General features: G+C 72.8%; 22 protein-coding genes. 8 read left to right on the top strand and 14 right to left on the bottom strand.

Translation table 11 applies throughout. From position 1 onward, the window contains the following. Positions 1-35 precede the first annotated feature (35 nt). Genes ACIRQF_RS08215 through ACIRQF_RS08190 form a run of 6 tightly spaced genes read right to left on the bottom strand, consistent with a single transcriptional unit; the run spans position 36 to position 6873 of the window. Entirely contained in the window at positions 36-1073 is a 1038-nt protein-coding gene (locus ACIRQF_RS08215; protein WP_404089963.1) for a hypothetical protein, read from the bottom strand. Next, positions 1036-2598: an oligosaccharide flippase family protein gene (locus ACIRQF_RS08210; RefSeq protein WP_404089961.1), complete on the bottom strand. Its 1563-nt coding sequence runs from the start codon at positions 2596-2598 to the stop codon at positions 1036-1038. The genes ACIRQF_RS08215 and ACIRQF_RS08210 overlap by 38 nt, the downstream gene beginning before the upstream one ends. Then, entirely contained in the window at positions 2595-3662 is a 1068-nt protein-coding gene (locus tag ACIRQF_RS08205) for a hypothetical protein (RefSeq protein WP_404089959.1), read from the bottom strand. Before ACIRQF_RS08205 ends, ACIRQF_RS08210 begins: the two co-directional genes overlap by 4 nt. Then, the gene (gmd, locus tag ACIRQF_RS08200; protein WP_376634534.1) at positions 3659-4717 is read right to left on the bottom strand and encodes a GDP-mannose 4,6-dehydratase; all 1059 of its coding nucleotides are present in this window, start codon (positions 4715-4717) and stop codon (positions 3659-3661) included. The genes ACIRQF_RS08205 and gmd overlap by 4 nt, the downstream gene beginning before the upstream one ends. Before the next feature lie 9 nt (positions 4718-4726). Continuing rightward, positions 4727-6049 carry a hypothetical protein gene (locus ACIRQF_RS08195; RefSeq protein ID WP_404089957.1) on the bottom strand — a complete coding sequence of 441 codons (1323 nt, stop codon included), beginning with the start codon at positions 6047-6049 and terminating at the stop codon, positions 4727-4729. Beyond that, entirely contained in the window at positions 6046-6873 is an 828-nt protein-coding gene (locus ACIRQF_RS08190) for a glycosyltransferase family 2 protein (protein ID WP_376634537.1), read from the bottom strand. Before ACIRQF_RS08190 ends, ACIRQF_RS08195 begins: the two co-directional genes overlap by 4 nt. Before the next feature lie 287 nt (positions 6874-7160). On the opposite strand from ACIRQF_RS08190, the gene ACIRQF_RS08185 reads away from it, so the two are divergent. Together ACIRQF_RS08185 and ACIRQF_RS08180 are read left to right on the top strand one after the other, a co-directional pair. Next, positions 7161-8603, top strand: a complete 1443-nt coding sequence (locus ACIRQF_RS08185) for a polysaccharide biosynthesis tyrosine autokinase (protein ID WP_404089954.1) — start codon at positions 7161-7163, stop codon at positions 8601-8603. 34 nt (positions 8604-8637) lie between these two features. Continuing rightward, positions 8638-9345, top strand: a complete 708-nt coding sequence (locus tag ACIRQF_RS08180; protein ID WP_404089952.1) for a low molecular weight phosphatase family protein — start codon at positions 8638-8640, stop codon at positions 9343-9345. Here the strand turns inward: ACIRQF_RS08180 and ACIRQF_RS08175 are convergent. From ACIRQF_RS08175 to ACIRQF_RS08165, 3 genes are all read right to left on the bottom strand, one after another. Next, complete coding sequence (locus ACIRQF_RS08175; protein ID WP_404089950.1) at positions 9311-10309, bottom strand: polysaccharide deacetylase family protein; 999 nt, start codon at positions 10307-10309, stop codon at positions 9311-9313. The two genes, ACIRQF_RS08180 and ACIRQF_RS08175, sit on opposite strands and share 35 nt — an antisense overlap. Further along, positions 10306-11250: a class I SAM-dependent methyltransferase gene (locus ACIRQF_RS08170; protein ID WP_376634544.1), complete on the bottom strand. Its 945-nt coding sequence runs from the start codon at positions 11248-11250 to the stop codon at positions 10306-10308. Before ACIRQF_RS08170 ends, ACIRQF_RS08175 begins: the two co-directional genes overlap by 4 nt. Positions 11251-11391: 141 nt before the next feature. Further along, positions 11392-11730 (bottom strand): hypothetical protein, encoded by a 339-nt coding sequence (locus ACIRQF_RS08165; RefSeq protein ID WP_404089948.1) that lies wholly within the window; start codon positions 11728-11730, stop codon positions 11392-11394. Positions 11731-12015: 285 nt separating this feature from the next. On the opposite strand from ACIRQF_RS08165, the gene ACIRQF_RS08160 reads away from it, so the two are divergent. From ACIRQF_RS08160 to ACIRQF_RS08145, 4 genes are all read left to right on the top strand, one after another. Continuing rightward, positions 12016-13509: an MFS transporter gene (locus tag ACIRQF_RS08160; RefSeq protein WP_389752037.1), complete on the top strand. Its 1494-nt coding sequence runs from the start codon at positions 12016-12018 to the stop codon at positions 13507-13509. A gap of 222 nt (positions 13510-13731) precedes the next feature. Next, positions 13732-14421 carry an alpha/beta fold hydrolase gene (locus ACIRQF_RS08155; protein ID WP_376634549.1) on the top strand — a complete coding sequence of 230 codons (690 nt, stop codon included), beginning with the start codon at positions 13732-13734 and terminating at the stop codon, positions 14419-14421. Positions 14422-14512: 91 nt separating this feature from the next. Beyond that, positions 14513-15517, top strand: a complete 1005-nt coding sequence (locus ACIRQF_RS08150) for a helix-turn-helix domain-containing protein (protein WP_404089945.1) — start codon at positions 14513-14515, stop codon at positions 15515-15517. 59 nt (positions 15518-15576) lie between these two features. Continuing rightward, positions 15577-16344, top strand: coding sequence for a hypothetical protein (locus tag ACIRQF_RS08145; RefSeq protein WP_404089943.1), 768 nt, complete (start codon positions 15577-15579; stop codon positions 16342-16344). 173 nt (positions 16345-16517) lie between these two features. Here the strand turns inward: ACIRQF_RS08145 and ACIRQF_RS08140 are convergent, their stop codons facing one another. From ACIRQF_RS08140 to ACIRQF_RS08130, 3 genes are all read right to left on the bottom strand, one after another. Further along, positions 16518-17789 carry an MFS transporter gene (locus ACIRQF_RS08140; protein ID WP_404091732.1) on the bottom strand — a complete coding sequence of 424 codons (1272 nt, stop codon included), beginning with the start codon at positions 17787-17789 and terminating at the stop codon, positions 16518-16520. 17 nt (positions 17790-17806) lie between these two features. Then, positions 17807-18346 (bottom strand): ArsR/SmtB family transcription factor, encoded by a 540-nt coding sequence (locus ACIRQF_RS08135; RefSeq protein WP_404089941.1) that lies wholly within the window; start codon positions 18344-18346, stop codon positions 17807-17809. 902 nt (positions 18347-19248) lie between these two features. Further along, positions 19249-20151 carry a LysR family transcriptional regulator gene (locus tag ACIRQF_RS08130; protein WP_404089939.1) on the bottom strand — a complete coding sequence of 301 codons (903 nt, stop codon included), beginning with the start codon at positions 20149-20151 and terminating at the stop codon, positions 19249-19251. A 125-nt stretch (positions 20152-20276) separates the two neighbouring features. Here ACIRQF_RS08130 and ACIRQF_RS08125 point away from each other — a divergent pair, with 125 nt between their 5' ends. Beyond that, on the top strand, positions 20277-21239 hold the full coding sequence (locus tag ACIRQF_RS08125) for a DMT family transporter (RefSeq protein WP_404089937.1): 963 nt from the start codon (positions 20277-20279) through the stop codon (positions 21237-21239). 119 nt (positions 21240-21358) lie between these two features. On the opposite strand, the gene ACIRQF_RS08120 is transcribed toward ACIRQF_RS08125, so the two are convergent. After that, entirely contained in the window at positions 21359-22249 is an 891-nt protein-coding gene (locus tag ACIRQF_RS08120) for a hypothetical protein (RefSeq protein WP_404089935.1), read from the bottom strand. Between the two features lie 456 nt (positions 22250-22705). Here ACIRQF_RS08120 and ACIRQF_RS08115 point away from each other — a divergent pair, with 456 nt between their 5' ends. Next, on the top strand, positions 22706-22978 hold the full coding sequence (locus ACIRQF_RS08115; protein WP_376634561.1) for a DUF3253 domain-containing protein: 273 nt from the start codon (positions 22706-22708) through the stop codon (positions 22976-22978). A 51-nt stretch (positions 22979-23029) separates the two neighbouring features. On the opposite strand, the gene ACIRQF_RS08110 is transcribed toward ACIRQF_RS08115, so the two are convergent. Continuing rightward, positions 23030-23380: an STAS domain-containing protein gene (locus ACIRQF_RS08110; protein WP_404089933.1), complete on the bottom strand. Its 351-nt coding sequence runs from the start codon at positions 23378-23380 to the stop codon at positions 23030-23032. Positions 23381-23403: the final 23 nt, after the last annotated feature.

Raw genomic sequence — 23403 nt, 5'->3', positions numbered from 1 at the left:
GACACCCGGGCCCGGCCCGATCCGAAGGGCGCGCCCTACACGGAGCCGAGCGCGGCGATCGCGGGCCAGGGCCCCGACCGGGGAGCGGGCACCGGGAGGTGCCCCGACAGCATGTGCCGCAGCGCGTGCAGCTCGGTCAGATGGGCTCGCGCCCACGCGGCGGCCCGGACACCGTCGGCGAGCAGCCGCCCGGGCCCGGCGCCGAGCAGGTCCCGCACCCGCTCCGCCGCCTCCCGCGGGGTGTCCGCGAGATGCAGGCCGCTCTCCGCCCCCGGCAGCCAGCCCAGGTCGGGCTGTCGGGAGGAGACGTGCACCCGGCCCGCGCTCAGCGCGATCGGCAGCCGGTCCGAGAAGTACCCGGAGTGACCGCGGAAGCGGTCCCAGCCCACGGTGATCAGCGCGCGGCGCATCACCGTCAGCTGGTCGTCGTACGGGACCGGGCCGCGGGCGTGCGCGCCGCGCCAGCCCCGCCCGTAGATCGACAGCTCGCAGCCCGGTACGCGGGCCAGCTCACGTGCCAGGCGGGCGCGTTCACCGTCGTCCGCGAGGAGTTCGACACCGCAGTAGGTGAGCAGGGAACCCACCAGCGCGACGCCGCGCGGCTCGGTCGCCTCGTCGGGGGAGTCGGCGAAGCAGAGCGGTGTCACGTGCGGGACGTAGCGCACGGGACGCCCGCCGGCCCGCCGCAGCAGCTCGGCCTGCCGTCCGAGCGCCACGCTGTAGACGCCGTCGGCGTGCCGCAGCCACGCCACGTTGCGTGCCTTCAGCCGTTTGCGGCCACCCCAGGCGTCCCCCTCCCAGACGACGACCGGCGGGGAACCGAGCGTCCGCAGCAACCCGGCGACAGCACGCTCCGTCCAGCGGTGCGGCTGGGGCGACTGGACGAAGACGAGGTCGGGCCGGGCACCGGCCGCTAGCCCGGCGATCCGCTCCGGCGTGGCGGCCGGCGCGATCCACTCGTGCCGGAGCACGCCGTCGGCGGACAGCTCGCGAAAGGCGCGCAGAAAGCCGTAGTCCGGACTGACGGGCGGACGTTCATTGCTGACGTGCAGGACGAGGGGCGGACTGGCCACGGAGACTCCAGGTGGACGGACGGGGGAGCAGACCGTGGCGCTCGGCCACGGCGTACAGCGGAAGCCGGGCACGGAACGGCAGCGCGCACACGAGTACGGCGAGCGTCGCCGCGGCGCCGAGCAGCAGCCCGTGGACCGGGGTGTCACCCGCCGACGCACCCCAGCGGGCGGCCAGCGCCAGCACGGCCCCGGCCGCGACGTGCGCGGCGTGGACCCGGAGGAGCGGAGCCAGGGCGACGACGCCATGGGCGCGCCAGCGCAGCAACTGCGCCGCGTGGCCGGTGAGCGGGCCCGTGACGGTGGCCGCGGCCAGGAGCGTGAGGGAGTGCCGGGGGACGACCGCCGCCAGCGTGACGGCGATCGAGGCGGCCGCCCACCCCTGCGTGACCAGCAGGGAACGCCGGTCGTCCCGTGCCTGGTTGACGCTGTCGCCGACCGAGGTCAGCAACGACAGGGCCGCGGCCACGGCCAGCAGCGGGACCAGCGCGGCCGCCGTGCCCCAGCCCGGCCCCAGCAGCAGGTTCAGCGCGGCGGGCCCCAGTCCGGCGACGGTGCCGAAACCGACGAAGGCGATCGCGGAGGCCAGACAGAGCACGTCGGTCACGGCCTGCCGGGACCGGCCGCGGTCGGCGGCGAGCACCGGCGTGGCGGTGAGGCTGATGCCTTGCGAGAGCACGGTCAGGGGGATGCCGGTGAACAGACTCGCGCGCGAATAGTGTCCGGCGGCCCCGGCACCGAGCCGCCCGGCCAGCCACAGCGGCGCGCTGTTGAACACGTACTGCGCGAGGCTGTACCCGCTGAAGAAGCCGGAGGCGTCCACGAGCCCGCGGACCTTGGGCCGGGCGCCGGAGGGAAGGTCCTGCCGCCGCAGCAGCCACAGCGCGCCGGCCAGCAGGACCGCCGAGCTCGTCGGAGCGGAGACGGCCAGGCCCATGGGTGCCCAGCCCGCGGCGAGCAGCCCGAGCGAGGCGGCGGCCCCGGTGGTGTGGCCGACCAGTTCGAGCCGTACGACCTGCGGGGTGCGGCCGCAGCGCCGAAGCGCGGCGACCGCCGCGAGGGCCGCCGGCAGCGTCAGGAACTGGAAGCTGACCAGCCGCAGCATCGGCCCCGCTTCGGGCATGTCCCACAGGGCGGTCACGGCGAAGGCGACCGCCTGCGCCGCCAGGAAGCACAGGGCGCCGCTCACCGCGCCGATGCGCAGGGCCGTCGAGGTGAGGGGCGCGGTGAGCCGCTCGGCGGTCAGCAGACAGGTCGCCACGCCGCTGTTGGAGAAGTAGCCGAGCACCCCGGCCACGGCGGCCGCCGTGGCGAAGGCGCCGAACGCGGCGGGCGGCACCATCCGGGAGGTGCAGGCCGTGTACCCGAGCTGCAGCACGATGGTCGCCGCGGAGCCCGCGTAGTTCCACAGCAGCCCGTGCAGGGCGTGACGGGCGCGGCTCCCCGACGGCGACGGACCGGCCGCGGAAGCCGGCCGCCCGGCAGGGGGCGCCGCGGGGACGGCGGAGTCCTTCGACGGGGGCCTCATGCCGGAACGACGGGCCGGACGAAGGCCTGCCAGGGATCGGCGGGCGGCAGCGGCAGCGCCACCAGGCCGCCCAGCATGTGCAGCAGCGCCTCCCGGTCGGTGAAGCGGTCGCGCACCCAGGCGTGGCCGCGCAGTCCGGCGGCGTGCAGCTCGTCGTCGGCCGTGGCGAGCAGACGCTGCACGGCGCTCACCGCCTCCCCGGGTGTCGCGCAGAGGTGCAGGCCGGTCCCGGGGCCCGGCAGCCAGTCCAGACCCGGCTGACGGGAGGTGACGTGGGGGCGTCCGGCGTACAGCGCGATGGGCAGCCGGTCGGAGAAGTAGCGCGGGTATCCGGAGAAGTGGTCCCAGCCGGCCGTGATCCGCCCCTGGCGGAGGATGTCGACCTGACGGGGGAACGGCGCCGGCCCCCGGGCCCCGCGCCCGCGCCAGCGCGTCCCGTACACCGAGAGCCGGCAGCCGGGCAGCCGGCGCAGTCCGCGGACCATGCGGGCGCGGTCGAGACCGCCTTCCACCCGCTCCCAACAGCCGAACCGCACATAGCAGTTGCCCATGGCGACGACGTCGTCGACGGCCTCGCCTGGAGAGGGGACGGGGGTGTCGTCGAACGACAGCGGCAGTACGTGCGGGACGTAGCGTACGGACGCGCGGGAGTGTCGTCGCAGCAGCGCGGCCTGGGGGCCCAGCGCGACGGAGTGCACGCGGTCCGCCGCTCCGAGCCAGGCCTGGGAGGCCGGCGTGAGCTGCTTGCGGCCACCCCAGGCATCACCCTCCCAGAACACGACCGGCGGGTCGCCGAGCAGGGAGAGCAGGGCCCGGACGTCCTCGTCGGTCCAGGGAAAGGCGCCGGGCGACTGGACGAAGACCGCTGCGGGCCGCAACTCGCCCACCTCCGCGTGGAGTCGGCGCAGCGCCGTCTCCCGTCCCTCTCCGAGCACGGCGAGCGGGGAGACCACGGTGTGCCGCAGCAGCCCGTCCGAGGCGAGCAGGCCGAAGGCCCGTACGAATCGCGAAGAGGGCCCCAGCACCCTCTCGTTGGCGACCTGCAGGACCAGGGGTGGCGTCACCGCGGGGGTACGGGTACGACGCCGGCGGACGGCAGGGCAGCGGAGGCCGCCGGAGCGGCCGGGCCCGGCACCGCGGACGTGCTCCTGCCGAGTTCTGCGTCGACCATGATGCGGGCGAGCTCCGGGGGACGGACCGAGGCCCGCCAGCCGAGGAGACGCTCCGCCTTCGAGGCGTCGCCGATGAGGTCGGGCACCTCCGCGGGCCGCAGGTACCGTTCGTCGAAGCGGACGTGGCGCTCCCAGTCCAGCCCCGCGTGCGCGAAGCACATCGTGAGGAAGTCGTGCACGCTGTAGCTCGTGCCGGTGGCCACGACGTAGTCGTCGGGCTCGTCACGCTGGAGCATCCGCCACATCGCGTCGACGTACTCGGGGGCGTAGCCCCAGTCGCGGCGCGCCTCCAGGTTGCCGAGGTGCAGTTCCTTCTGCTCGCCCCGTGCGATACGGGCCGCGGCGATCGCGATCTTGCGGGTGACGAAGGTCTCGCCGCGGCGCGGGGACTCGTGGTTGAAGAGGATGCCGTTGACGGCGTGGATGCCGTACGCCTCACGGTAGTTGCGCGTGATCCAGTACGCGTACACCTTGGCGCAGGCGTAGGGGGAGCGCGGGTGGAACGGTGTGGTCTCCGACTGCGGGGCGGGCGAGACGCCGTACATCTCGGAGCTGGAGGCCTGGTAGAAGCGGCAGGGCAGGCCGGTCATCCGGATCGCCTCGAGGAGCCGGGTGGTGCCGAGGCCCGTCGTGGAGCCGGTGAACTCGGGCTCGTCGAAGGAGACGCGCACATGGGACTGGGCGGCGAGGTGGTAGACCTCGTCGGGCTGGATCGCCTCCAGCAGGGTGCTGATGCGCGAGCCGTCGGCGAGGTCACCGTAGTGCAGCCGCAGCCGGGCGCCGGGCTCGTGCGGATCCTGGTAGAGGTGGTCGATCCGGCCCGTGGAGAAGGACGAGGAGCGTCGGATCAGGCCGTGCACCAGATAGCCCTTGGAGAGCAGCAGCTCGGCGAGGTAGGAGCCGTCCTGCCCGGTGATTCCTGTGATCAGTGCGACCTTCGGCGGCATGGGTTCACCTCACGTGTGCGGTACGGGGAGAGCGGGGCGGGTCTCGTGCGGGACGGCCGGAGGGGACGGCCTCGACCGCGGGAGGCGCGGTCCGACGCCGACGGCGAGCGCGCACAGCGCACCGAGGGCGAGGCCCTGTTCGGGGGGGATCTGATACGTCAGCGCGAAGACCAGCTGGCCGCAGACCAGCATGCCCAGCGCGCGGGAGGTGAGGTCCGCGCCACGGCGCAGTGTCGGCCGGAGCGCGGCCGCGTACAGGGCGAGGAAGGCGCAGAGCCCCAACAGGCCGATGCGCAGCAGCAGATGGATGAAGTAGTTGTGCGGGGAGACACCGACGACCAGGCCCTCGACCAGCCGGTCGAACCCGGAACCGAAGGGGCGGCCGGTCAGCCACTCCGCGGCACCGTCGAGCGTCCCGAGCAGTTCGTACCAGCCCGTCGCGCGCCAGGCGAGCGTGCCGCTGTCGGAGGCCGAGACGGTCAGCCCGGTGCCGTACCGGCCGAGCAGTCCGGCCGACACGGCGAACACGCCGAGGCCGAGGCCGGCCGCCGTGACGCCGAGCCGCAGCCCGCGGCCGCGAGCCGGGGTGCCCCCGGCGCCGGTTCCGGCGATGAGCCAGCCGGCGAGCATCGCCGCGACCACCAGCCACACCGTCCGGTGCTGCAGCAGGACCACGGTGAGCAGCAGGGGAGCGGCGAGCAGATGCCGGCGGGTGCCGAGCGGGGTGGCGTACAGCAGGATCACCGCGGCCTGGGCGATCAGCAGCGCCTCGGGGGCCGACAGCGCGCGCGACTCGCTCGCGACGCCGTCGATCACCACCTGTCCGACGGCCGAACCGATGCCGTTCTCCGCCCACCACAGCACCGCCCGCAGGGTCTCGACACACGCCACCACCACCCAGACGGCGGCCAGACGGCGCATCAGCCGGGCGGTGCACGGCAGCGTGATCCCGTAGAGGGCGAGCCCGAAGACGTACAGGAACGGCATCCGCATGTCGTTGCCGGCGGCCGCAGCCCCGAACATGGCCGTTCCCCTCAGGAGCGACCCCGCCGTCAGCAACAGGATCAGCGCCAGGAGCAGCAGGAGGCGGTGGGCGCGCGGCGGACGCCGCAGCATGTTGACGCAGGCCGCCGCCATCGCGCAGGACACGAGGAGGTCCTGCGGCGTCAGGCTCACGCCCAGGTGGACGACGGTCTCGGAGCGGGCCGCGGGCCACAGCCCGGCGGTCAGCAGCAGTGCGACCCCGAGAGCGGGCGCGCGTACGAAGAGAACGGTCGTCGTCGCGAGGGCGAGCAGGCCGGTGAGGGCGAAGAGCAGGAGCGTGGGGGTCACCGGGCGGTCGCCGCTCGCAGAACGGTCCGTACGTACGGCGAGAACATCAGCAGCGGCGCCCAGGGCCAGTTGTGCCGCAGGCAGTAGACCCACCAGGGGCGGGGCGGCAGTTCGCGCTGCGAGGTGACCCGGCGCAGGGCCGCGCGGACCCCGATGCCGGGTTCGCGGGAGCCGGTGAGCGGCGGATTGGCGTCGCACACGCCCACGTGGTGGGGTGCCACATAGAGCCGGAAACCTGCCTTCCGGGCCCGGAACCCGTGGTCGTAGTCGCCCATGCCGTGGGGGAAGGCCCGGTCGATGTCCCCGACGCGCTCGTGTACGGCGCGCGGCAGCAGGACGACGTTGCCGTTGTAGGTGTCGCAGGGCTCGGGGCGGCCGGTCGGCTCGACCAGGTCCAGGGCGCGGCCCCGGCGGCCGGAGTACGTGGTGCCGCTGCCGTCGCCCGTGCTCCCACGGGAGCGCACGGCACCCACGACCACCGCGTCCCCGCCGGCCTCGTGCGCCGTGGCGAGGAGCACCGCCAGGGCGTCGTCGTCGAGTTCGACGTCGTCGTTGAGCCACAGCTGGTGCGTCCAGGGGGCGGCGGCGCCGGGGGAGCAGCTCTCCCGGCCGGCGATGCGCATGCCCGCTCCCCAGAAGACGTCCGTGCCGACACTTCGCAGCCGCACCCCCGGGTGGAGGCGCCGCACGGCCTCCGGCGTCCCGTCCGTGCTGCCCGCGTCGACCAGGTGGGTGCGCACCACGGTCCCGTCGGGCAGCGCGCGCTGACGCTCCAGCGAGGCCAGCGCCGACAGTGTTCTGGCACACCGGTTGTGACTGGTCATCAGGACGGCTACGTGAGGAACTGGCGGCATACGGCCCTCGGGTTCCGAAGTGCGGACATGTACGCACAAGTCTGGAGTGAGACTCCGGCGTAAGGGTCCGTCCACACCCGAGAGGGCGTCGCCGACCGCCCGCTTGGCCGTACGGCCCAGGGGTGGCCCACGCATGGCTGAACCTACGGCTCGCCTGCGTGTGATGCCGCGGAGTGAATGCCTATGCTCGGCGCGCAGGTTTGCGAGTAAATCGGAAAAGTCGGGCATCTGGTCCTGACCTGGCTGAGGGGTACTCCTTGGATCTCCGTGGTTTCCTGACCGTCGTCGTCAGGCGTTGGCCGTCCTGCGCCGTGTGCCTGCTGCTCGGAGCACTTGCGGCCTGGGCGGTGAACACGCTGACGACTCCCGTGTACGAGGCCCGTACGCAGCTGTTCGTCGCCACCCACACGGGCCCCGACACCATGCAGCTCAACCAGGGGCAGAGCTTCTCGCAGGCCCGAGTCCTCTCGTACGCCAACATCGTGAACACCCGTCAGGTGACCGAAGCGGTGGTCAAGGAACTGCGGCTGCCCACGACCCCGGACGAACTCGCCGGACGCATCCGTGCCGAGGCACCCGTCAACACCGTCCTCATCGACATCACCGTCTCCGACACCGACCCCCGGCGCGCCGCCCGCACCGCCAACGCCGTCGCCGTGCGCTTCGGCCGGGTGGTCGAACGACTGGAGACCCCGCCCACCGTCGTGTCCGCCGACGTGACGGCGGCAGCCGCCGCGGTCTCCCCGGTGACCCTCGGAGTGACCCAGCGGGCCACCGTACCGAGCGTCCCGGTCTCCCCGAGGCCGTTGATCAACTTCGCGGTCGGACTGCTCGGCGGCCTTCTGCTCGGCGCCGCCCTGGCCGCCCTGCGGGAGACACTCGACACCACCATCAAGACCGCCGAGGCGCTCAGCGAGCTCACCGCGCTGCCGCCGCTGGCCACGATCCCGTTCGACAGCGACGCCCAGGCCCACCCCGTCACCGTCGGCGAGGCCGCCCACTCGCCGCGCGCCGAGGCCTTCCGCAGACTCCGCACCAACCTGCAGTTCGCCCAGGTCGGCGAGAAGCCCCGGATCATCTCGGTCACCAGCTCCCTGCCCGGCGAGGGCAAGACCAACACCGCCGCCAACCTGGCGGCCTCCCTGGCCCGCGCGGGCGTCTCCACCTGCCTCGTCGACGCCGACCTCCGCCGGCCCTGCGTGGCCCGGACCTTCGGACTCGTCCAGGACGCGGGACTCACGAGCGTCCTGATCGGACACGCGTCGGCCGCGGACGTGATGCAGCAGGCGACCGCCGGACTCGCCGTCCTCACCAGCGGGCCGATGCCGCCCAACCCGACCGAGTTGCTGTCCTCGTCCCGGATGGGCGAGGTGCTGCGGGAACTCGCCGACTGCTACGAGGTCGTCATCGTCGACACCGCGCCCCTGCTCCCCGTCGCCGACACCGTCGGCCTCGCCCCGCTCACCGAAGGCACCCTCCTCGTCGTACGTGCCTCGAAGACCACCCGCGATCAGGTCCGCACCGCCGTGGACTCCCTGCGCAACGTCGGTGCCCGCCCGCTGGGCGCGGTGTTCAACATGGCGGAGGTCGCCAAGGGCGGATACGGCAGCTACGGCACGTACGGCGAACTGCCCGCGCCCCGTCCCGCGGTGCGACGACGCGACGCGAGCGAGGCGTTCGACACGGGGGCGCGCGGATGACCCGGCGGGACGCCCGACGACGAGGAGCGCGCCGATGACCCGCGAAGCCGCGGCAGCGGAGTACGCGGCTGCTGCCCGTTCGACTACGGAGGCCGGGGCGTCCCAGGCTCCGGCCGGCCCGGCGACCGAGCCGGGCCGGTCTTCGGGGGCGGGCCCGGCCGACGGCCGGTCCGTAGCGCCTGCGCCCTTCACGGTGCTCTTCGTGTGCACGGGGAACGCCTACCGGTCGCCGCTCGCCGAGCGGTTGCTCACGGCCCGTCTCGGGCCGGTTGCGGGGGCGCGGGTCGGCAGCGCCGGCACCGAGGCGGTCCGGGGCGACCGCATGGACAGGGCCACCCGGTCGGTGCTGACGGATCTGGGCGGCGACGCCGACGGCTTCCGGCCCCGGCCCCTCACGGCGGACCTGGTGGCGAACGCCTCGCTGGTGCTGGGTCTGGAGCGCCGCCACCGGGAAGCCGCCGTCCGTCTCGTCCCGGTGGCGCTGCGCCGCTGCTTCACGCTCAAGGAGTTCGTCCGGCTCGCGGAGGGCGAGGCCGAGTCCGGCACCGCGCTCGACATCGTCGCGCGTGCCGCCGCACGTCGCGGCACGGTGTCCGCGCCCCGCCCCGCGGACGACGACATCCCCGACCCGTGGGGCGAGCCCTACGACGTGCTGCGGCACTGCGGCGAGGGCATCGACGGGTTGGCCGTCCGCCTCGCCGCCCTGCTCAGATCCGGGCTCGGATCCGCCGCGCCGCTCTGACCACCCCGAGACCGGTCCGGTACACGGCGGGCTGCAGCCCCGACAGCACCGTCGCGAACCGGGCCGGAGAGGTGCGCGTCGACACCCTCAGCCTGCTCAGCCGCAGTGGGTGCTGGGCTGCCGGATCGCTCAGGGCGTGGTCGTAGAGGAAGCCGGAGCGGTAGCCCAGCTCGCGCAGGGCGGCCTCGGCACGGACGTCGAAGTCGCCGTTGGGGTAGGCGAAGGCGGTCGGCGCGTGCCCCAGATGCCCCGTCAGCAGCCGGTGCGCCTCGTGGACCTCGTCCCGGATCGTCGCCTCGTCGCAGCGGGGGAGACACGGGTGCGTCAGGGTGTGGCTGCCGATGGCGACGCCGCCCGATGCGAGGGTACGCAGGTCGGCGGCGGTGAGTTGACGTCCTCGGGGCGCGGGCGAGGAGGCCGTCCGCCGCAACTCGGCGAAGGCGTGCAGGCGTTGCGTGTCGGGGAGCTGCTTGAGGGCGTAGGCCGCCGCGTGCGGGGCGACGTCGCCGGACAGACCGGGAGCCGTTCCGCCGTGCGCGAGCAGATGATCCAACTCGTCCCACCAGAAGGGTTCGTCGCTGCCGATGAGTCCGGCGATGACGAAACACACGGCCGGGATGCCCCGCTCGGCCAACAGCGGCAGCCCGCGCTCGAGTACGGACGGGTCACCGTCGTCGAAGGTGATCAGCACACTGCGGGGCGGTAGCGGCACGCCTTCGCGCACCGCCGCCTCGACCTGGCCGAGAGAGACCGGACGGGCGGTGCTGGTCAACTGGTCGAGCTGGGCGGCGAAGGCGCCCGCGTCCTCGACGCCGTGATAGCCGAGCACGGCGAGCCGGCCGGCGGCACGGTGACGGAACCACGGCTGGGCGGGGGAGCGGTGCAACGCCCTGTCGAGACCGTGCCACCGCTCGTAACGCGCGTACCAGGCCGTGCGGCGCGCCGCGTCCGTCGTGAGGCTCATCCGGGATGCCCGGGAGTCGCGGCACCGGCGGCGCCGGGGGTGGTGGCCGCTCCGGAAGACGCGCCGGACACGGACGGGCCGGGGGAGGACGTTCCCGGGACGGAAAGGCCGGGGAAGGACGCGCCGTACCCCTCACCGGGATGCCAGTGCTCGGCGGGGTCCTCGCGGAAGTGCAGGAAGGTCCGGTGGTGGCGCTCGGACCACTCCGCCAGCGAGCCCAGGAAGTGGCTCGTCGTCGACAGCACCACGGCCCGTTCACGTAGCGCGGGCAGCGCGGCCATGAGCTCGGAGGTCTCGTGCCGGCTGTCGACATAGGTGTCGAGCACGAGCAGATCGATCCCCCGCTCGCGCACCGGCGCACTGCACAGGGTGGCGACCGAGTCGCCCACGACCCGGTCGACGACGGAGGCGTACGGTCCCCGCTGGAGCAGCTCCCCGGACTGCGGATCGACATCCACGGCCGTCAGCCGCCCCGTGCCGTTGCGCAACAGCGCGGCGGCGATCAGACAACTCGTGATGCCCCGGTGCACCCCGGCCTCGACGACATGCTCGGGACGCAGCGCCCGCACCACGGCGTAGACGGCGGCGCGCCGCGCGTAGCGCACCAGATGGTCGCAGGTCCGTCGCCGGGGCCCGGCGGCGAGCACCTCGCGCATATGGGTGCGCAGCGCCACGTCGGCCTCGACCTCGTCGAGGTAGCCGCGCAGCTCCCCGACCGGCCGTCCGGTGACGGTGGCGGTGAACCAGGCGAGATGCTCACGGTTGACCGGGGTGAGGTCGTAGGTGAAGCAGGCGTTCTCACGGGACCGGACCAGCCACCTGCCGGAGCGAAGCAGGACGCCCGCGTTGTGGCGTGCGACGGTGGCGAACCGAAGGGGAAAGACGGCGACGGGCGCGAGCGGACTGGCGGCCAGCCGCCGCGTCAGGGAAGTGGGCTGCACCGGCCCCACCGTAGGAGTGCCGCGCCCGCTCCACCGGAGGCAAGGCCCGGCGCTCCCACGATGTCACCCGTCTGGGGAAGCGGAACCGGTCTGCGCGCGACGCGACTCCTGCCCCGGTGCTGTCGTGCTCTGTCGGGGCGGTCAGTGGGGGGTGTGGGGGTGGTTGAGCCACCGTCGGAGGGCGGTGTGGGTGGTGTCGTCGAGGGTGCAGAGGGCTTCGATGGCGTCGCGGTCGCCGGGTGAGGGGGCGATTCCCGCGGTGGTGAGGGCGGCGTGGAGTTCGATGCGGCGGCGGTCGGCGGGCTTCAGGCCGGGGGTGGGGCGGCCGGCGGGTGCGGGCGGGGCGGTGTCGCCGGACAGGGAGTCGGGGCCGGCCGGCATCTCGTCTTCGAGGTCGTGGAGGAACGCGGCGGGGAAGCGGTAGGGGTCGAGATCCATCATGACGGTCGGGGTGGCTGCGAAAGCGTGCATTCCAGTCATGAGTGCCTCCTGTTGTCGCTTGACTGCCCGGGACGACGGCGGTGGAGTGCGGGCCGGTTGCGCTCGGCGGGGACGTCCACCCGGATGTCCCCTTGGGCATCTCGTCACATGAGAGATCAACCGACCGATGACCGCACGGCGGACCGCGTCTTCCGAAGCCGGCGTGATCCTCGTGTGCCGCTGCCCCCGCGGCGGCCCGGTGCCGGAGGCGGTGTCCCGAGCCGTGTAGGCATGATCGCTCCCGGGCGGGGCACTCGCATGAGGCCGCCCGACGGAGAGGGAGTCATGACGGAAGCATCGAGGCGGGCCCCCGCGCCCGTGTCCACAGGAACCGTGACCACGGCCGTACCGGCCCGGCTGGACCGGCTGCCCTGGTCGCGCTGGCACTGGATGATCGTGATCGGCCTCGGGACCGTATGGATCCTGGACGGGCTCGAGGTCACGATCGTCGGCAACATCGCCGGCCGCCTCGCCGAGGACGGCAGCGGCCTGAACATCACCGCCGCCCAGGTGACCGGAACGGCCGCCGCCCTGTACGTCGCCGGCGCCTGTTCCGGAGCCCTGTTCTTCGGCTGGCTGACGGACCGGTACGGGCGCAAGAAGCTCTTCATGGTGACGCTGGTCGTCTACCTCGGAGCCACGGCACTCACCGCGCTGTCGATGGAATCCTGGTGGTTCTTCCTCTTCCGGTTCCTCACCGGCTTCGGCATCGGCGGGGAGTACGCGGCCATCAACTCGGCGATCGACGAACTGATCCCGTCCCTGTATCGCGGCCGGGTCGACCTGATCATCAACGGCAGCTACTGGCTCGGGGCGATCGGCGGAGCCCTGCTCTCCATCGTCATGCTCGACACGGACATCTTCGCCGTCAACGTGGGCTGGCGCCTCAGCTTCGCCCTCGGTGTGGTCCTCGGCCTGGTGATCCTCTTGGTCCGACGGCACGTGCCGGAGAGCCCACGATGGCAGTTCATCCACGGCCACGGTGACGAGGCGGAGCGACTGGTCTCGTCCGTCGAACGCGAGGTCGAACAGGAACACGGCCGTCCGCTGCCGGAGCCCGCGGGCGAGATCACCATCCACCAGCGTCGCAGCATCGGATTCGGACTGATCGCGAAGACGGTCTTCCGCCGCTATCCGCGCCGTGCCGTCCTCGGCCTGTCGCTCTTCATCGGCCAGGCGTTCCTCTACAACGCCATCACCTTCGGCTTCGGCACGATCCTCACCACGTTCTTCGACGTGCCCACGGGGAACACGGGCTACTACTTCGCCGTCATCGCCGCCGGCAACTTCCTCGGTCCGCTGCTGCTCGGCAGGCTGTTCGACACCGTCGGCCGCCGCATCATGATCTCGTCGACCTACCTGCTGTCCGGCGTGCTGCTCTTCGGCACCGCCTGGCTGTTCGGCAGCGGCGTGCTCAGCGCCACCACACTCACGGCCTGCTGGTGCGTCGTGCTGTTCTTCGCCTCCGCCGGCGCGTCGAGCGCGTACCTCACCGTCTCGGAGGTCTTCCCGATGGAGACCCGGGCCATGGCCATCGCTTTCTTCTACGCGATCGGGACCGCGGCCGGTGGCATCAGCGGCCCCCTGATCTTCGCCCAGCTCACCGAATCCGGCGTCCCGTCCGAGACGGTCCTCGCCTTCCAGATCGGCGCGGGCCTGATGTGCGCGGCCGGCCTCGTGGCGGCCTTCCTCGCGGTGAAGGCGGAACGCCGTTCGCTGGAGGACATCGCCGAGCCCCTCTCCACGGCCCCCGACGAGACGGAGCCGACCCGCACCTGAAGGGCTGCCGAGCCCGGCCGGAAGGGCTGACGAGCCCGGCCGCCGTCTTGTGGACATCCGGTGAGGCGCATACGAAGCGCATCCATCGGGAGCCGCCGGGCCGCGTGCTCACCTGGTCGGGCCACCCTGGAGGTAGCCGGCCGGTTCCCGAGGTGGACTGGGAGGTGTCCAGTCAGGTGTGCGGATCGATCGGTGATCCGTGCCGAGCGGAGGATCCCAGCGATGGCAACGAAGAAGCCGAGTGTCGTCTTTGCCCACGGACTGTGGGCCGACGGCTCCTGCTTCAGCAAGCTGATCCCCACCCTCCAGCGCGAGGGCCATGAGGTGATCTCCGTGCAGAACACGCTCGACTCGCTCGAAGGAGAAGTCGACGCCGTCCACCGCGCCCTTGAGCGGGTCAGCGGGCCCGCGATCCTCGTCGGACACTCGTGGGGCGGATTCGTCATCAGCGCCGCCGGCAACCACGACAAGGTCGCCGGCCTCGTGTACATCGCCGCGCTCGGCCCCGAGGCCGGCGAGAGCGCCCAGGAGCAGATCGGCCGGTTCCCCACGGCCGAGGTCTTCTCCCACCTCGACGAGGAGGACGGGAGGATCTGGATCGCCCGCGACGGCATCTCGTGCTTCTGCGGCGATCTCTCCCCGGAAGACCAGCAGCTCGTCTGGGCGACCCAGGGCGCCCCGCGCGCGGAGTTGCTCGCTTCCACCACCGACAACCCGGCCTGGAAGTCCCGCCCCACGTGGTATCTGCTGACCACCCGGGACCAGACCGTCCACCCGGACCTGCAACGCTCCGTCTCCCAGCGCATGGGCGCCACCGTCGTCGAGGTGGACAGCAGTCATGTCCCGATGCTCTCCCGGCCCGAGGTCGTTCTCGACCTCATCCGGACAGCGGCCGACGCCGTGGGTGCTTGATAATGATCACGGCGCGGTCGGGGGGCAGCACGGCGGTGCGACCACCCGGCAGAAGGCTGGAGCGCTGCTGAACCGAAGTACGGGGGATCGCATGGAACTGCTGGTTGCGTCAGGTGCTGTCGCGGCGTGTGAGGACAGGTTCGACTGGTTTTGCGAAACGGTGTCCACCGAGGTGATGCCCGTCATGCTCCGTAGCCGGCACACGGCCGACTTCCGGGCGGGCATCACCTATCTGGATCTCGGCGTGGTGCGGCTGTCCGCTGTGGCTTCCTCGCCGGTGCTCTCGCGCCGTACCTCGGCTCACGTCCGGCGTGGCGATCCCGAGCACCTGCAGCTGGCGCTCATCACGCAGGGTGGCTTGCGCATCTCTCAGCGCCGCAATGAATCGGTCGTCACGGGCGGACTCGTGCTGACCGACACCTCACGGCCGAGCGAGGGGGAGTGCACCGGCGAGCAGATCGAGTCGGTGGTCCTGCAGATCCCCCGGCAGGCCCTGGCGTTGCGATCGGATCGTCTGGACCGCCTCCTCGCCCAGAACCTGGCCGCAGACGAGGGGTCCGGGGCGATCCTGGCCGACTTCCTGAAGACGCTGCTCTCGTACGGCCCGGGCTGCCGTCCGGAGGAGCTGAACGGGATGGGCGCCGTCGCTCTCGAACTGGCCACCGCCTTCCTCGCGCGGCAGCTCGGTGACCCGGGCGAGGCGCCTGCCGAGGCCCGGGCGCAGGAGACACTGCAGCGGATCCACCGCTTCATCGAGAACAATCTCGGCGACCCCGGCCTGACTCCCCAGATGATCGCCGACCGGCACAACATGTCCCTGCGGCATCTGTACAACCTCTACGCCGACCAGCCTCTGACCGTCGCGGCCCACATCCGCCGAAGCCGGCTGGAGCGCGCCCATGCCGACCTCGCCCGCGGAGAACTGAGCAGCCGGCCCGTCCAAGTGATCGCGCGTCGCTGGGGTTTCCCCAGCCCCACCGGCTTCAGCCGGGCATTCCGCGAGGTCTACGGGATCACCCCTACCGAACACCGCACGAGCTCCCTGGGGGGCCGGCGGCACGCAGGGGACGGAAACACAACACGAACTCTCCGCTGACGAACTGCACCGTGTTCTGCCGGTAATTTCGTGCTCACCCCGACAGAGCGGAGAGGCCGGTGAAGACGACGGCAGCGGGCGTCCGGTTCACGCCGGCCCTGCGCACGCTCACGGCTCTCCTGGGCGCGGGGGCGTTCGGTCTGGGGGCGCTCGCGGTCTTCGCGACCTCGAACGGCACCGGCGCGGCGGCATTGATCGTATTCGGGGGCGTCCTGCTCCTCCTCGCCCTGCTGGGCAGCCATGTCGAGAGCCTTGAGTTCGGAGGGGCCACCCTGAGGCTCCGGGCCGCCGCAGCGGAAAGGTTCGCACTGGCGGAGGAGTCCGAACGGCAGGGCGACATCGCCGCGGCTCGTCAGCTGCGTGCGGAGGCGAGGACCCTACTGGACGCCGCCGGTCCCATCGCCGCCGACTACAGCTCGGTGCGGGGGTCCATGCGCCCCGGAGCCGCCCGCACCCAGGCCTTGGAAGAGGTGATCGCCCGTGCGCGCCGCTTGGCACAGGGGCAGTCCTTCGAGTCGGCCGAGGTCTTGCGCTGGCTGCGGGAAGGCACGGACGAAGAGCGCATCACCGCCCTGGCCATGATGCAGGCCAGGCCTGAACTGCGGAACTTCGAAGCCACCCTCGCCGCCATCACGGACCCGCGCACTCCCTTCGAGCAGTACCACGCCCTGCGGCTCGCGGTGCAGATGGTCGACGAACTCGAACGGGGTCAGGCCAAGAGGCTGGCGGAAGCAGTAGAGAGGCAGAGAGGCATGCGCTTCCGAAGGGACGCGGATCGCGCGCGGCTTCGCGAGGAGATCCTCCGGAAGGTGCGCGGGCGCACGTAGGCGCGGTGGCGTGCCGATGTGGTGGGACACCCAGACACCCAGACACCCGGAAACGCGCAGCGCGTACGTCACCACGCCCGGCTTCGTACGGCCGGTACACCCACCCCGCCAGGCCGGTCGTGGTCCACTGCCGGGGCCCGGCGATCTGCGGGGTGACGCCGCCGCGGCAGGCGTCACCTCACGTCGGGTGCGTTCTCCTGGGCGGAGTTCACGGAGGCCGGCTGAGCCGGATCGCCCGCGGGGGCGGCGGCGCGCAGCGCCGCTTCGACCCGGCGGTTGCTGGTCAGGGATGCCGTGACGGCCGTCATCGCCAGGAGGAGGACGGCGGCGGCGTAGAGAGGGGTGCGGATGTCGGCGGTGGCCAGCCAGCCGCCCAGGAATGCCCCGATGGGGGCGGCGCACATGGCCAGCATGCGGGAGGTGGAGGCGACCCGGCCCATCAGGTGGGCGGGGACGATCGCCTGCCGGAGCGAGGGCGCGAGCACCATGGTGGCGCCCATTCCGGCCCCGCAGACGGCGAGCGCCGACCCGGCCACGTACGGGTTCGGGGCTGCGGCCAGGCCCAGGATGGCAAGGCCCTCGATGGCGGCCGTGCAGGTCAGTGCGGTGCCGGTGCCGAGTCGTCGGCCGAGGCCGGAGGCGATGCCCGCACCGAGCAGGCCGCCGGTGGCCTCCGCGGTGAGGAGCAGGCCGAAGCCGTAGGTGTCGATGCCGAGGCGCTCGTGCGCGAAGAGGGCGAGGACGGTCTCCACGGCGAGGAAGGCGACGTTTCCGACCGCCGGGCGGAGTGCGAGCCCGAGCAGCACGCGGTCCCGGAAGACGTACGCGGCGCCGGCCCGCGCCTGCCGGAGCAGCGACTCGCGGACCTCCGGCACGGGCCGGGGCATGGCGGGCAGCGTACGCACGAGCAGAGCGGAGAGCAGGAACGACACCGCGTCGGCGAACAGCGGAACCGCCCGCCCGAGCGCGAGCAGTGCGCTGCCCGCCGGCGGCCCCGCAAAGCCGGACATCGCGGTCTGGGCGCTGCGCAGGCGAGAGTTGGCACGCTCGAGGAGTGCGGGGTCGCGGGCGAGCAGATCAGGCAGATAGGCCGTGGCGGCCGTGTCGAAGAAGAGTCCGCCGAGGCCGAGCAGGAAGGCGACGGCAGCGAGCAGGGGAATGCTCAGCACGTCGAGCACGGCCGCCGCCGCGGGTATGCCGAGCAGCACCACACGTGCCGCGTCCGCGAAACACATCGTGCGCCGGCGGTCCCAGCGGTCCACCAGAGCACCCCCGAGCACCCCGAACAGCAGCCACGGCAGCGTCCCGGCGGCCGTGACGACGGCGAGCGCCATCGGATCCCGCGTCAGCGTCAACGCGAGCAGCGGCAGCGCGGCGTGCGTCACCCCGTCACCGAGCGAGGAGATCGTCTGCGCCGTCCAGAGCCGTCCGAACCCGGCCGGCAACTTCCTTTTGTCCTGGTTCACTTGGAGTCTCCCTCCGTCCGCTCGCGCGGCGCCGGCCGGAACAGCGCGAAGGCGAGGGACACGTCCGGCAGGGACGGATCGGAGAGCTCCCGGTACTCCTTCGCCAGCGCCTCCAGCCGTGCTCCCAGCTCGGCGAACTGCTCCTCGGTGAGCCGCAGATGCGCCATCCCCACGTGTCGTACGCCGTCCGCCGGCGACGCCTCCAGATCCGCCACCGCATGCCGCATCAGCACGTCCGGCTGCCCCGCCCCCGTCTCCGGCAGCACGATCGACCGCGCGGCCATCGCGTAGTACCGCTCGGTGGCTCCCCGCACCTTCCGCGTCCGGACCACCTTGACCAGGCCGGCTCGCTCCAGCAGCCGCATGTGGTAGCTGGAACTCCCCTTCGCGAGCCCGACCCGCTCGGCGATCTGCGTGATCGTCGCCGGCTCGAAGCGGAGCACGGCCATGATCCGGTGACGCGTGAGATTGGAGACGGCGCGCAACTGCTCGTCAGAGGTGACGTGGAACGTCTCTGGAAGATCATCGTTAGGCATGCGAGTAATGGTCAACGACTCTTGACCATTACGCAAGGGGTTTCTCCTCGGAACCGGCGTACGGCACCCACGCGTTGGTCGGCGAGCCGCTCGTGCGCACCGAGGCCGCGACCGGGTGCGGCAGGGCGCTCGGCGCTCTCGCGTCGTCCGCCGGGTGAGGGGATTCCCGCGCGGGCGCCAAGGGCCGTGCGCTGCACGTGCGGGCCACCGGAGCCCGCTACTTGATCACTCGTCACGGTGGACCTCCCGCAGGTCTGACACGCGTCGGTGTCGCGGTCGGCGATCGTGAACCCATGCGCCTCCGCCACACCGCACCCGTCCTCCTCGTCGGCCTCCTCCTCGCCGTGACCGGCTGCGTCGCCGTACCCGGTACCCCGCCGACAGGCCCGGCCCGGCCACCTGCAGGCCTCGCCCCCGCCGACGACCGGCCGCCCACCCCGCTCCCTCGCGACTGGCCGGTGCCCGACCAGGGCACGCCCCGGGAGGCACTCGACACCACCGACCCCGTCCCCGGCAGCCCGAGCGTTCCGCCGGAACGAGGCCGAAAGCCTCACGGTGCGCCCGCCGCCGAGCCCGCAGCCCGCCCCGGGTCCGCCGGGCGACACGACTCCCCCCGGCGGCAGGCGCAACCGAAGGCCGCCAGGCCGGCCAAGAGGCCGCACCGGACGTCGACGGCGACGAAGCCGAAAGGCGGCACTCGGACCCGTCCGGCCGCCGGGCCGGCCGACATGCGCCGGCTCTGCCACGAAGCCGAGCGCATCCAGGTGCCCTACGGAGTCCCCGCCCTCTGCCGCAGCCAATACGGCCGCTGACGCCTGCCGTCGAGCGCCGGACTCGACCAGCGCCGGCCTGCCGGGCGGTGTCTCGCCGAGCCGCGCGCAGGCACTCCGGTGCCGAAGGTGTCAGCCGCGTACCGCCATCGCCGTCTCCCGCAGTGCGGCCACCAGGCGCACGAGCGGAGGCTGCCCTCCGGCGGTCTCCCGGACTGCGGCATGGATCGCGCGGACCGGTTCCGGGGCGCGTACCTTCCGGACGATGACACCGGGGTGGCGCTGGGCGGCCAGTCCCAGCAACGGGACCAACGCGACTCCGAGTCCGGCGGCGACGAATCCCTGAGCGGTCGCGTAGTCCTCGCTGTCCACCGCGAACCCGGGACGGAAGCCCGCCGCGGCACAGGCGTCCAGGACCATGTCCAGGCAGGGGCCGGGCCGGTCGCCGCCCACCCAGGGCTCCTCGGCGAGGTCGGCCAGGTCGACGACGCGTCTGGCCGCGAGCCGGTGGCCCTTCGGCAGCACGACGCGGTAGGGATCGTCGAGCAGGTGGACGAGGCGCAGACCGGCGTGGGCCGCCCCTCGGAGCCGTACCACCACCGCGACGTCGGCCCGGCCCTGGAGCACCTCCTGCACGGGATCGTCCGGGTCGGTCATGCCGAGGTCCAGGCGTACCCCGGGATGACGGGCGCGGAAGGCGGCGACGGCCGGCGCCACCAGGCGCGCTCCCGCCGTGGCGAAATAACGGACCGTCAGGTGTCCGCTCCGTCCCGCCAGTAGGTCGTCGAGCGCGGCCCCGGCCTCCGCCACCTGCTGTTCGATGACGGCGGCGTGCTCTGCCAGCAGACGACCGGCCGCCGTCGGCCGAACGCCCCGTCCGACGCGTTCGAGCAGTGTCGTCCCTGTCTGCCTCTCCAGGGCCGCCACCTGTTGGCTGACGGCCGAGGGAGTGCAGGCGAGGGTCGTGGCGGCTGCGCTGACCGAACCGCCGTCGACCACTGCGCGGAGCACCTGGAGACGTCGCAACTCAAGCATGTAGTCCACCTTAAAGGTCCTGAAGAACATTTCACTTGTCCTGTCGGATCCTCGGCGGGCACCGTTCGTACGACCACACCGACGGAAAGTCCGGACGAACGAAAGGCAGGTGCCCTGTGGTGCGCATGGCCGTTCTCGCCCTGCTCTGGGGATCAAGCTTCCTGTGGACCAAGCTCGCGCTGCGCCACGGCCTCTCCCCGCTGCAGGTCACCGTGCTGCGCTCCGTCCTCGGGGCCGCGGTACTTCTCCTCCTCGCGCGCGCCGCCCGCCAACGGCTGCCCCGCGGCGGGCGGACCTGGTTCCGCCTCGTCGTCGCGGCCCTCCTCTGCAACACCCTGCCCTTCTTCCTGGCCGCGCAGGGGGTGCAGACCGTCGACTCCGGGCTGGCCGGGGTGCTCAACGCGACGACACCGCTCTGGTCCCTGGCGATCGGGATCGCCCTCGGTACGGAGCGCGGACGCCGGCCGCTCCGCCTGGGCGGACTCCTGCTGGGATTCGCGGGCGTCCTGCTGATCTTCTCGCCGTGGCAGGGGAGCGGCGCTGCGGCGAGCGGTGGAACCTTCGGCTGGGGTGCGCTGGCCCTGCTCGGCGCGGCCGCCAGCTACGCGGTGGCTTTCGCCTACATGGGGCGCGTGCTCTCCGACACCGGAACCGAAGCGCTCGCCCTCTCCGCCGCCCAGTTGAGCGCCGCCGCCGGCCTCAGCGCACTGGCGCTGCCCGCGGACAGCGGCACGACCGCCGGACTCAACCTCCAGGCACTCGCCGCCGTCACCGTCCTCGGCGTCTTCTGCACCGGGCTCACCTTCCACCTCAACTACCGCCTGATCGCCACCGAGGGCGCCACCAGCGCCGCCACCGTCGGGTACCTGCTGCCCGTCGTCTCGACCGCTCTCGGCGCGCTGGTCCTCGGCGAGCCCCTGGGCCTGCGGACCGTCACGGGGATGGTCGTGGTGCTGGCCGGAGTGTTCCTGACACGAGGGCATCGTGAACGACCGAGCACCGGGAACTCGCCGGCGGCGTCCCAGCCCGTCGCGACCGCCGATCGACCTGCAGCAAGAAAGGCGCCGCGCTCTCTGCGGCAGAACTGAGAGCACGCGGTGTCATGGCAGATGACAGCACCAGTGCGTTTCGGACGGGCCGGACGGGGCTCATCAGCCAGACGAGCCCACGACGCATGGACGGGCGACACAGCCGGGGCCGGCCGGGCTCAGTTCACCGGCATGCCGATACCCGGCAGCCACAGGCGGCCGTGGTCGTTGACCGTCAACTCCCAGGCCACCAGCTCGTCCGGGCATACCGAACCACGGCTCCTGACGTCGGCGACCAGCAGCCGGGCCGCCGACCGCGCCGCCGCGGGATCTTCGTCGGCGAACACCGCCCGCCACCAGCCTCCGTCGCGCACTTGCCAGCCGCGCTCCCGCATGGTCTCCTCCAGGCCCGGCTGTTCGGCCGTGTCCCGGTGGTCCACCATCAGTGACAGCTGCCCGCGGTCCTGGCTGTATCCCACCCGCAGGTGTCTGGGCCAGTCCCGCGCGCACCCCACGACGAAGGACGCCCAGTCACCAGGTACCTGTACCGGCAGCTGCTCCATCCACGAGTCCAGGAGCAGTTCGAGCGAGGCTTCCAGGTGCTCCCAGGACGCGGCCGTGTGGTGCCCGTCCCAGCGGAAGGCCGGCCAGCGGTGCTCCGGGCCCCGGTGCAGCAGCCAGAGGTAGGGGAGGGCGTCGAAGCCGTGCGGCTGCTCCGGGCGCCAGCCGATCGACCCCGACTCCAGGGCGGTGTGCTCGCGTCCGTGCAGGTTCGACGCCGTGTGCACCGAGAGCGTGGCGCCTTGCGGGCCGCCGGCCAGCAGCACCACGTGCCGCCCGGTGTGCCAGCGCACGCTGGGGCCGGCGGCCGAACCGCCGTACAGCGTCGGCTCGCCGAGCTCGGCCGCCACCGCCTCGTACACCGGCCGCAGCGCCTCCCGCCGGGCGGCGCGGCCGGACGCGGGCGGGGCGACGAGCACGGCAGGCGCGTCCAGATGCGCTTCCGGGCGGTCGTACAAGGCGCGGGCGTGAGCGGCAGCGCTCGTCGGACCGGGGAGGGAGGGGGACATGCCGGTGATCATGGCGCCATCGTGCCAGGCGGACCCGCCCGTCCGGTGGGCGACCTCGCGCACGAGGAGGCCACGGGCCTTGGGAGGCGCGAGACCTGGCCGCCCGAGGGACTGGCGGACGCGGACGGACGGTCGAGGTCCAGAAGCGTCGATCCGGGCGGCCACCGCCCGCAGCGCGGTGACGTACGGACCCGGCCGGCCCTCCCATGCGGGCGGCGTGCCCGCGTGGACGGTGAGAGCCGGCTCGGCTCCCGACCCGGCGCTCCGTGAACGGCCGGCCGTCACCGGCGACGAAGCCACGGTCGGCGACGGCGAGGCCGGCGTCATCAGCGAAGTCCGGCTGCGTCCCGTCCGCAGACCAGGGTGATCGTCCGGCTCGCCACGGTGGCGGGGCGGGGGATCGGCTCGGGAATCCCCGGCCGGGTGGGATGGTCCTCCGTCGTGCAGACTGAAGGGGTGACGGAAACCGGCCGGGCGACGGTCCGGCGCCTGGAGCGGACGATCCTCGAACTCCTGGAGCGCCGCGCTCCCGATGCGTCGATCTGCCCCTCGGACGCGGCGCGCGCGGCGTACGACGGGGATGACGACGGCTGGCGCGCCCTCATGGATCCTGCCCGGCTGGCGGCCCGCCATCTCGTGGACGCCGGTGAGGTGGAGATCACCCAGTCCGGCCGACCCGTCCCACCGGGGGAGGCCCGGGGGCCGATCCGCATCCGGCGCGCCCGCTGAAATCCGCGCGCAGCGTCGGACGAGTCTCGGCCGGCACGGGCCCGGGCCGGCTCACACGGCGGGAGTGTGGCGCGCTGCTCCGCGGGCGCGCTCGTCGGCAGGAAGCAGCACTGCGTCGGCGCCGGTCAGGGTGAGAACGCGCATCGGCCCTTCCTGAAGGCCGCTGAGCACGAGGCGGCTGCCGCTCTTCGCGAGACGGCGCTGCAGTATCAGCAGAAAGTTCAGGCCGGAGGAGTCCATGAAGGTCACCTCGGCCAGGTCCAGGCACAACGGTGCGCCGTGGGGCGGAGCCAGGCGGGTGGCTTCCTCGAGGGCGGGGCAGGACGCCAGGTCCATCTCGCCCGACACGGTGACGACCGTGCCGGCGGGGCCTTCGCGGGTGGTGATGACGAGATCGTTCATGGTTCGCCCCTCTCTTCAGGGGT

This window comes from Streptomyces sp. NPDC101191, assembly GCF_044767915.1.
In the GTDB taxonomy this organism is placed as follows: Bacteria; Actinomycetota; Actinomycetes; order Streptomycetales; family Streptomycetaceae; genus Streptomyces.
Note: the sequence above shows the minus strand (reverse complement) of the source record. Positions and strands in the feature narration are given on the sequence as shown.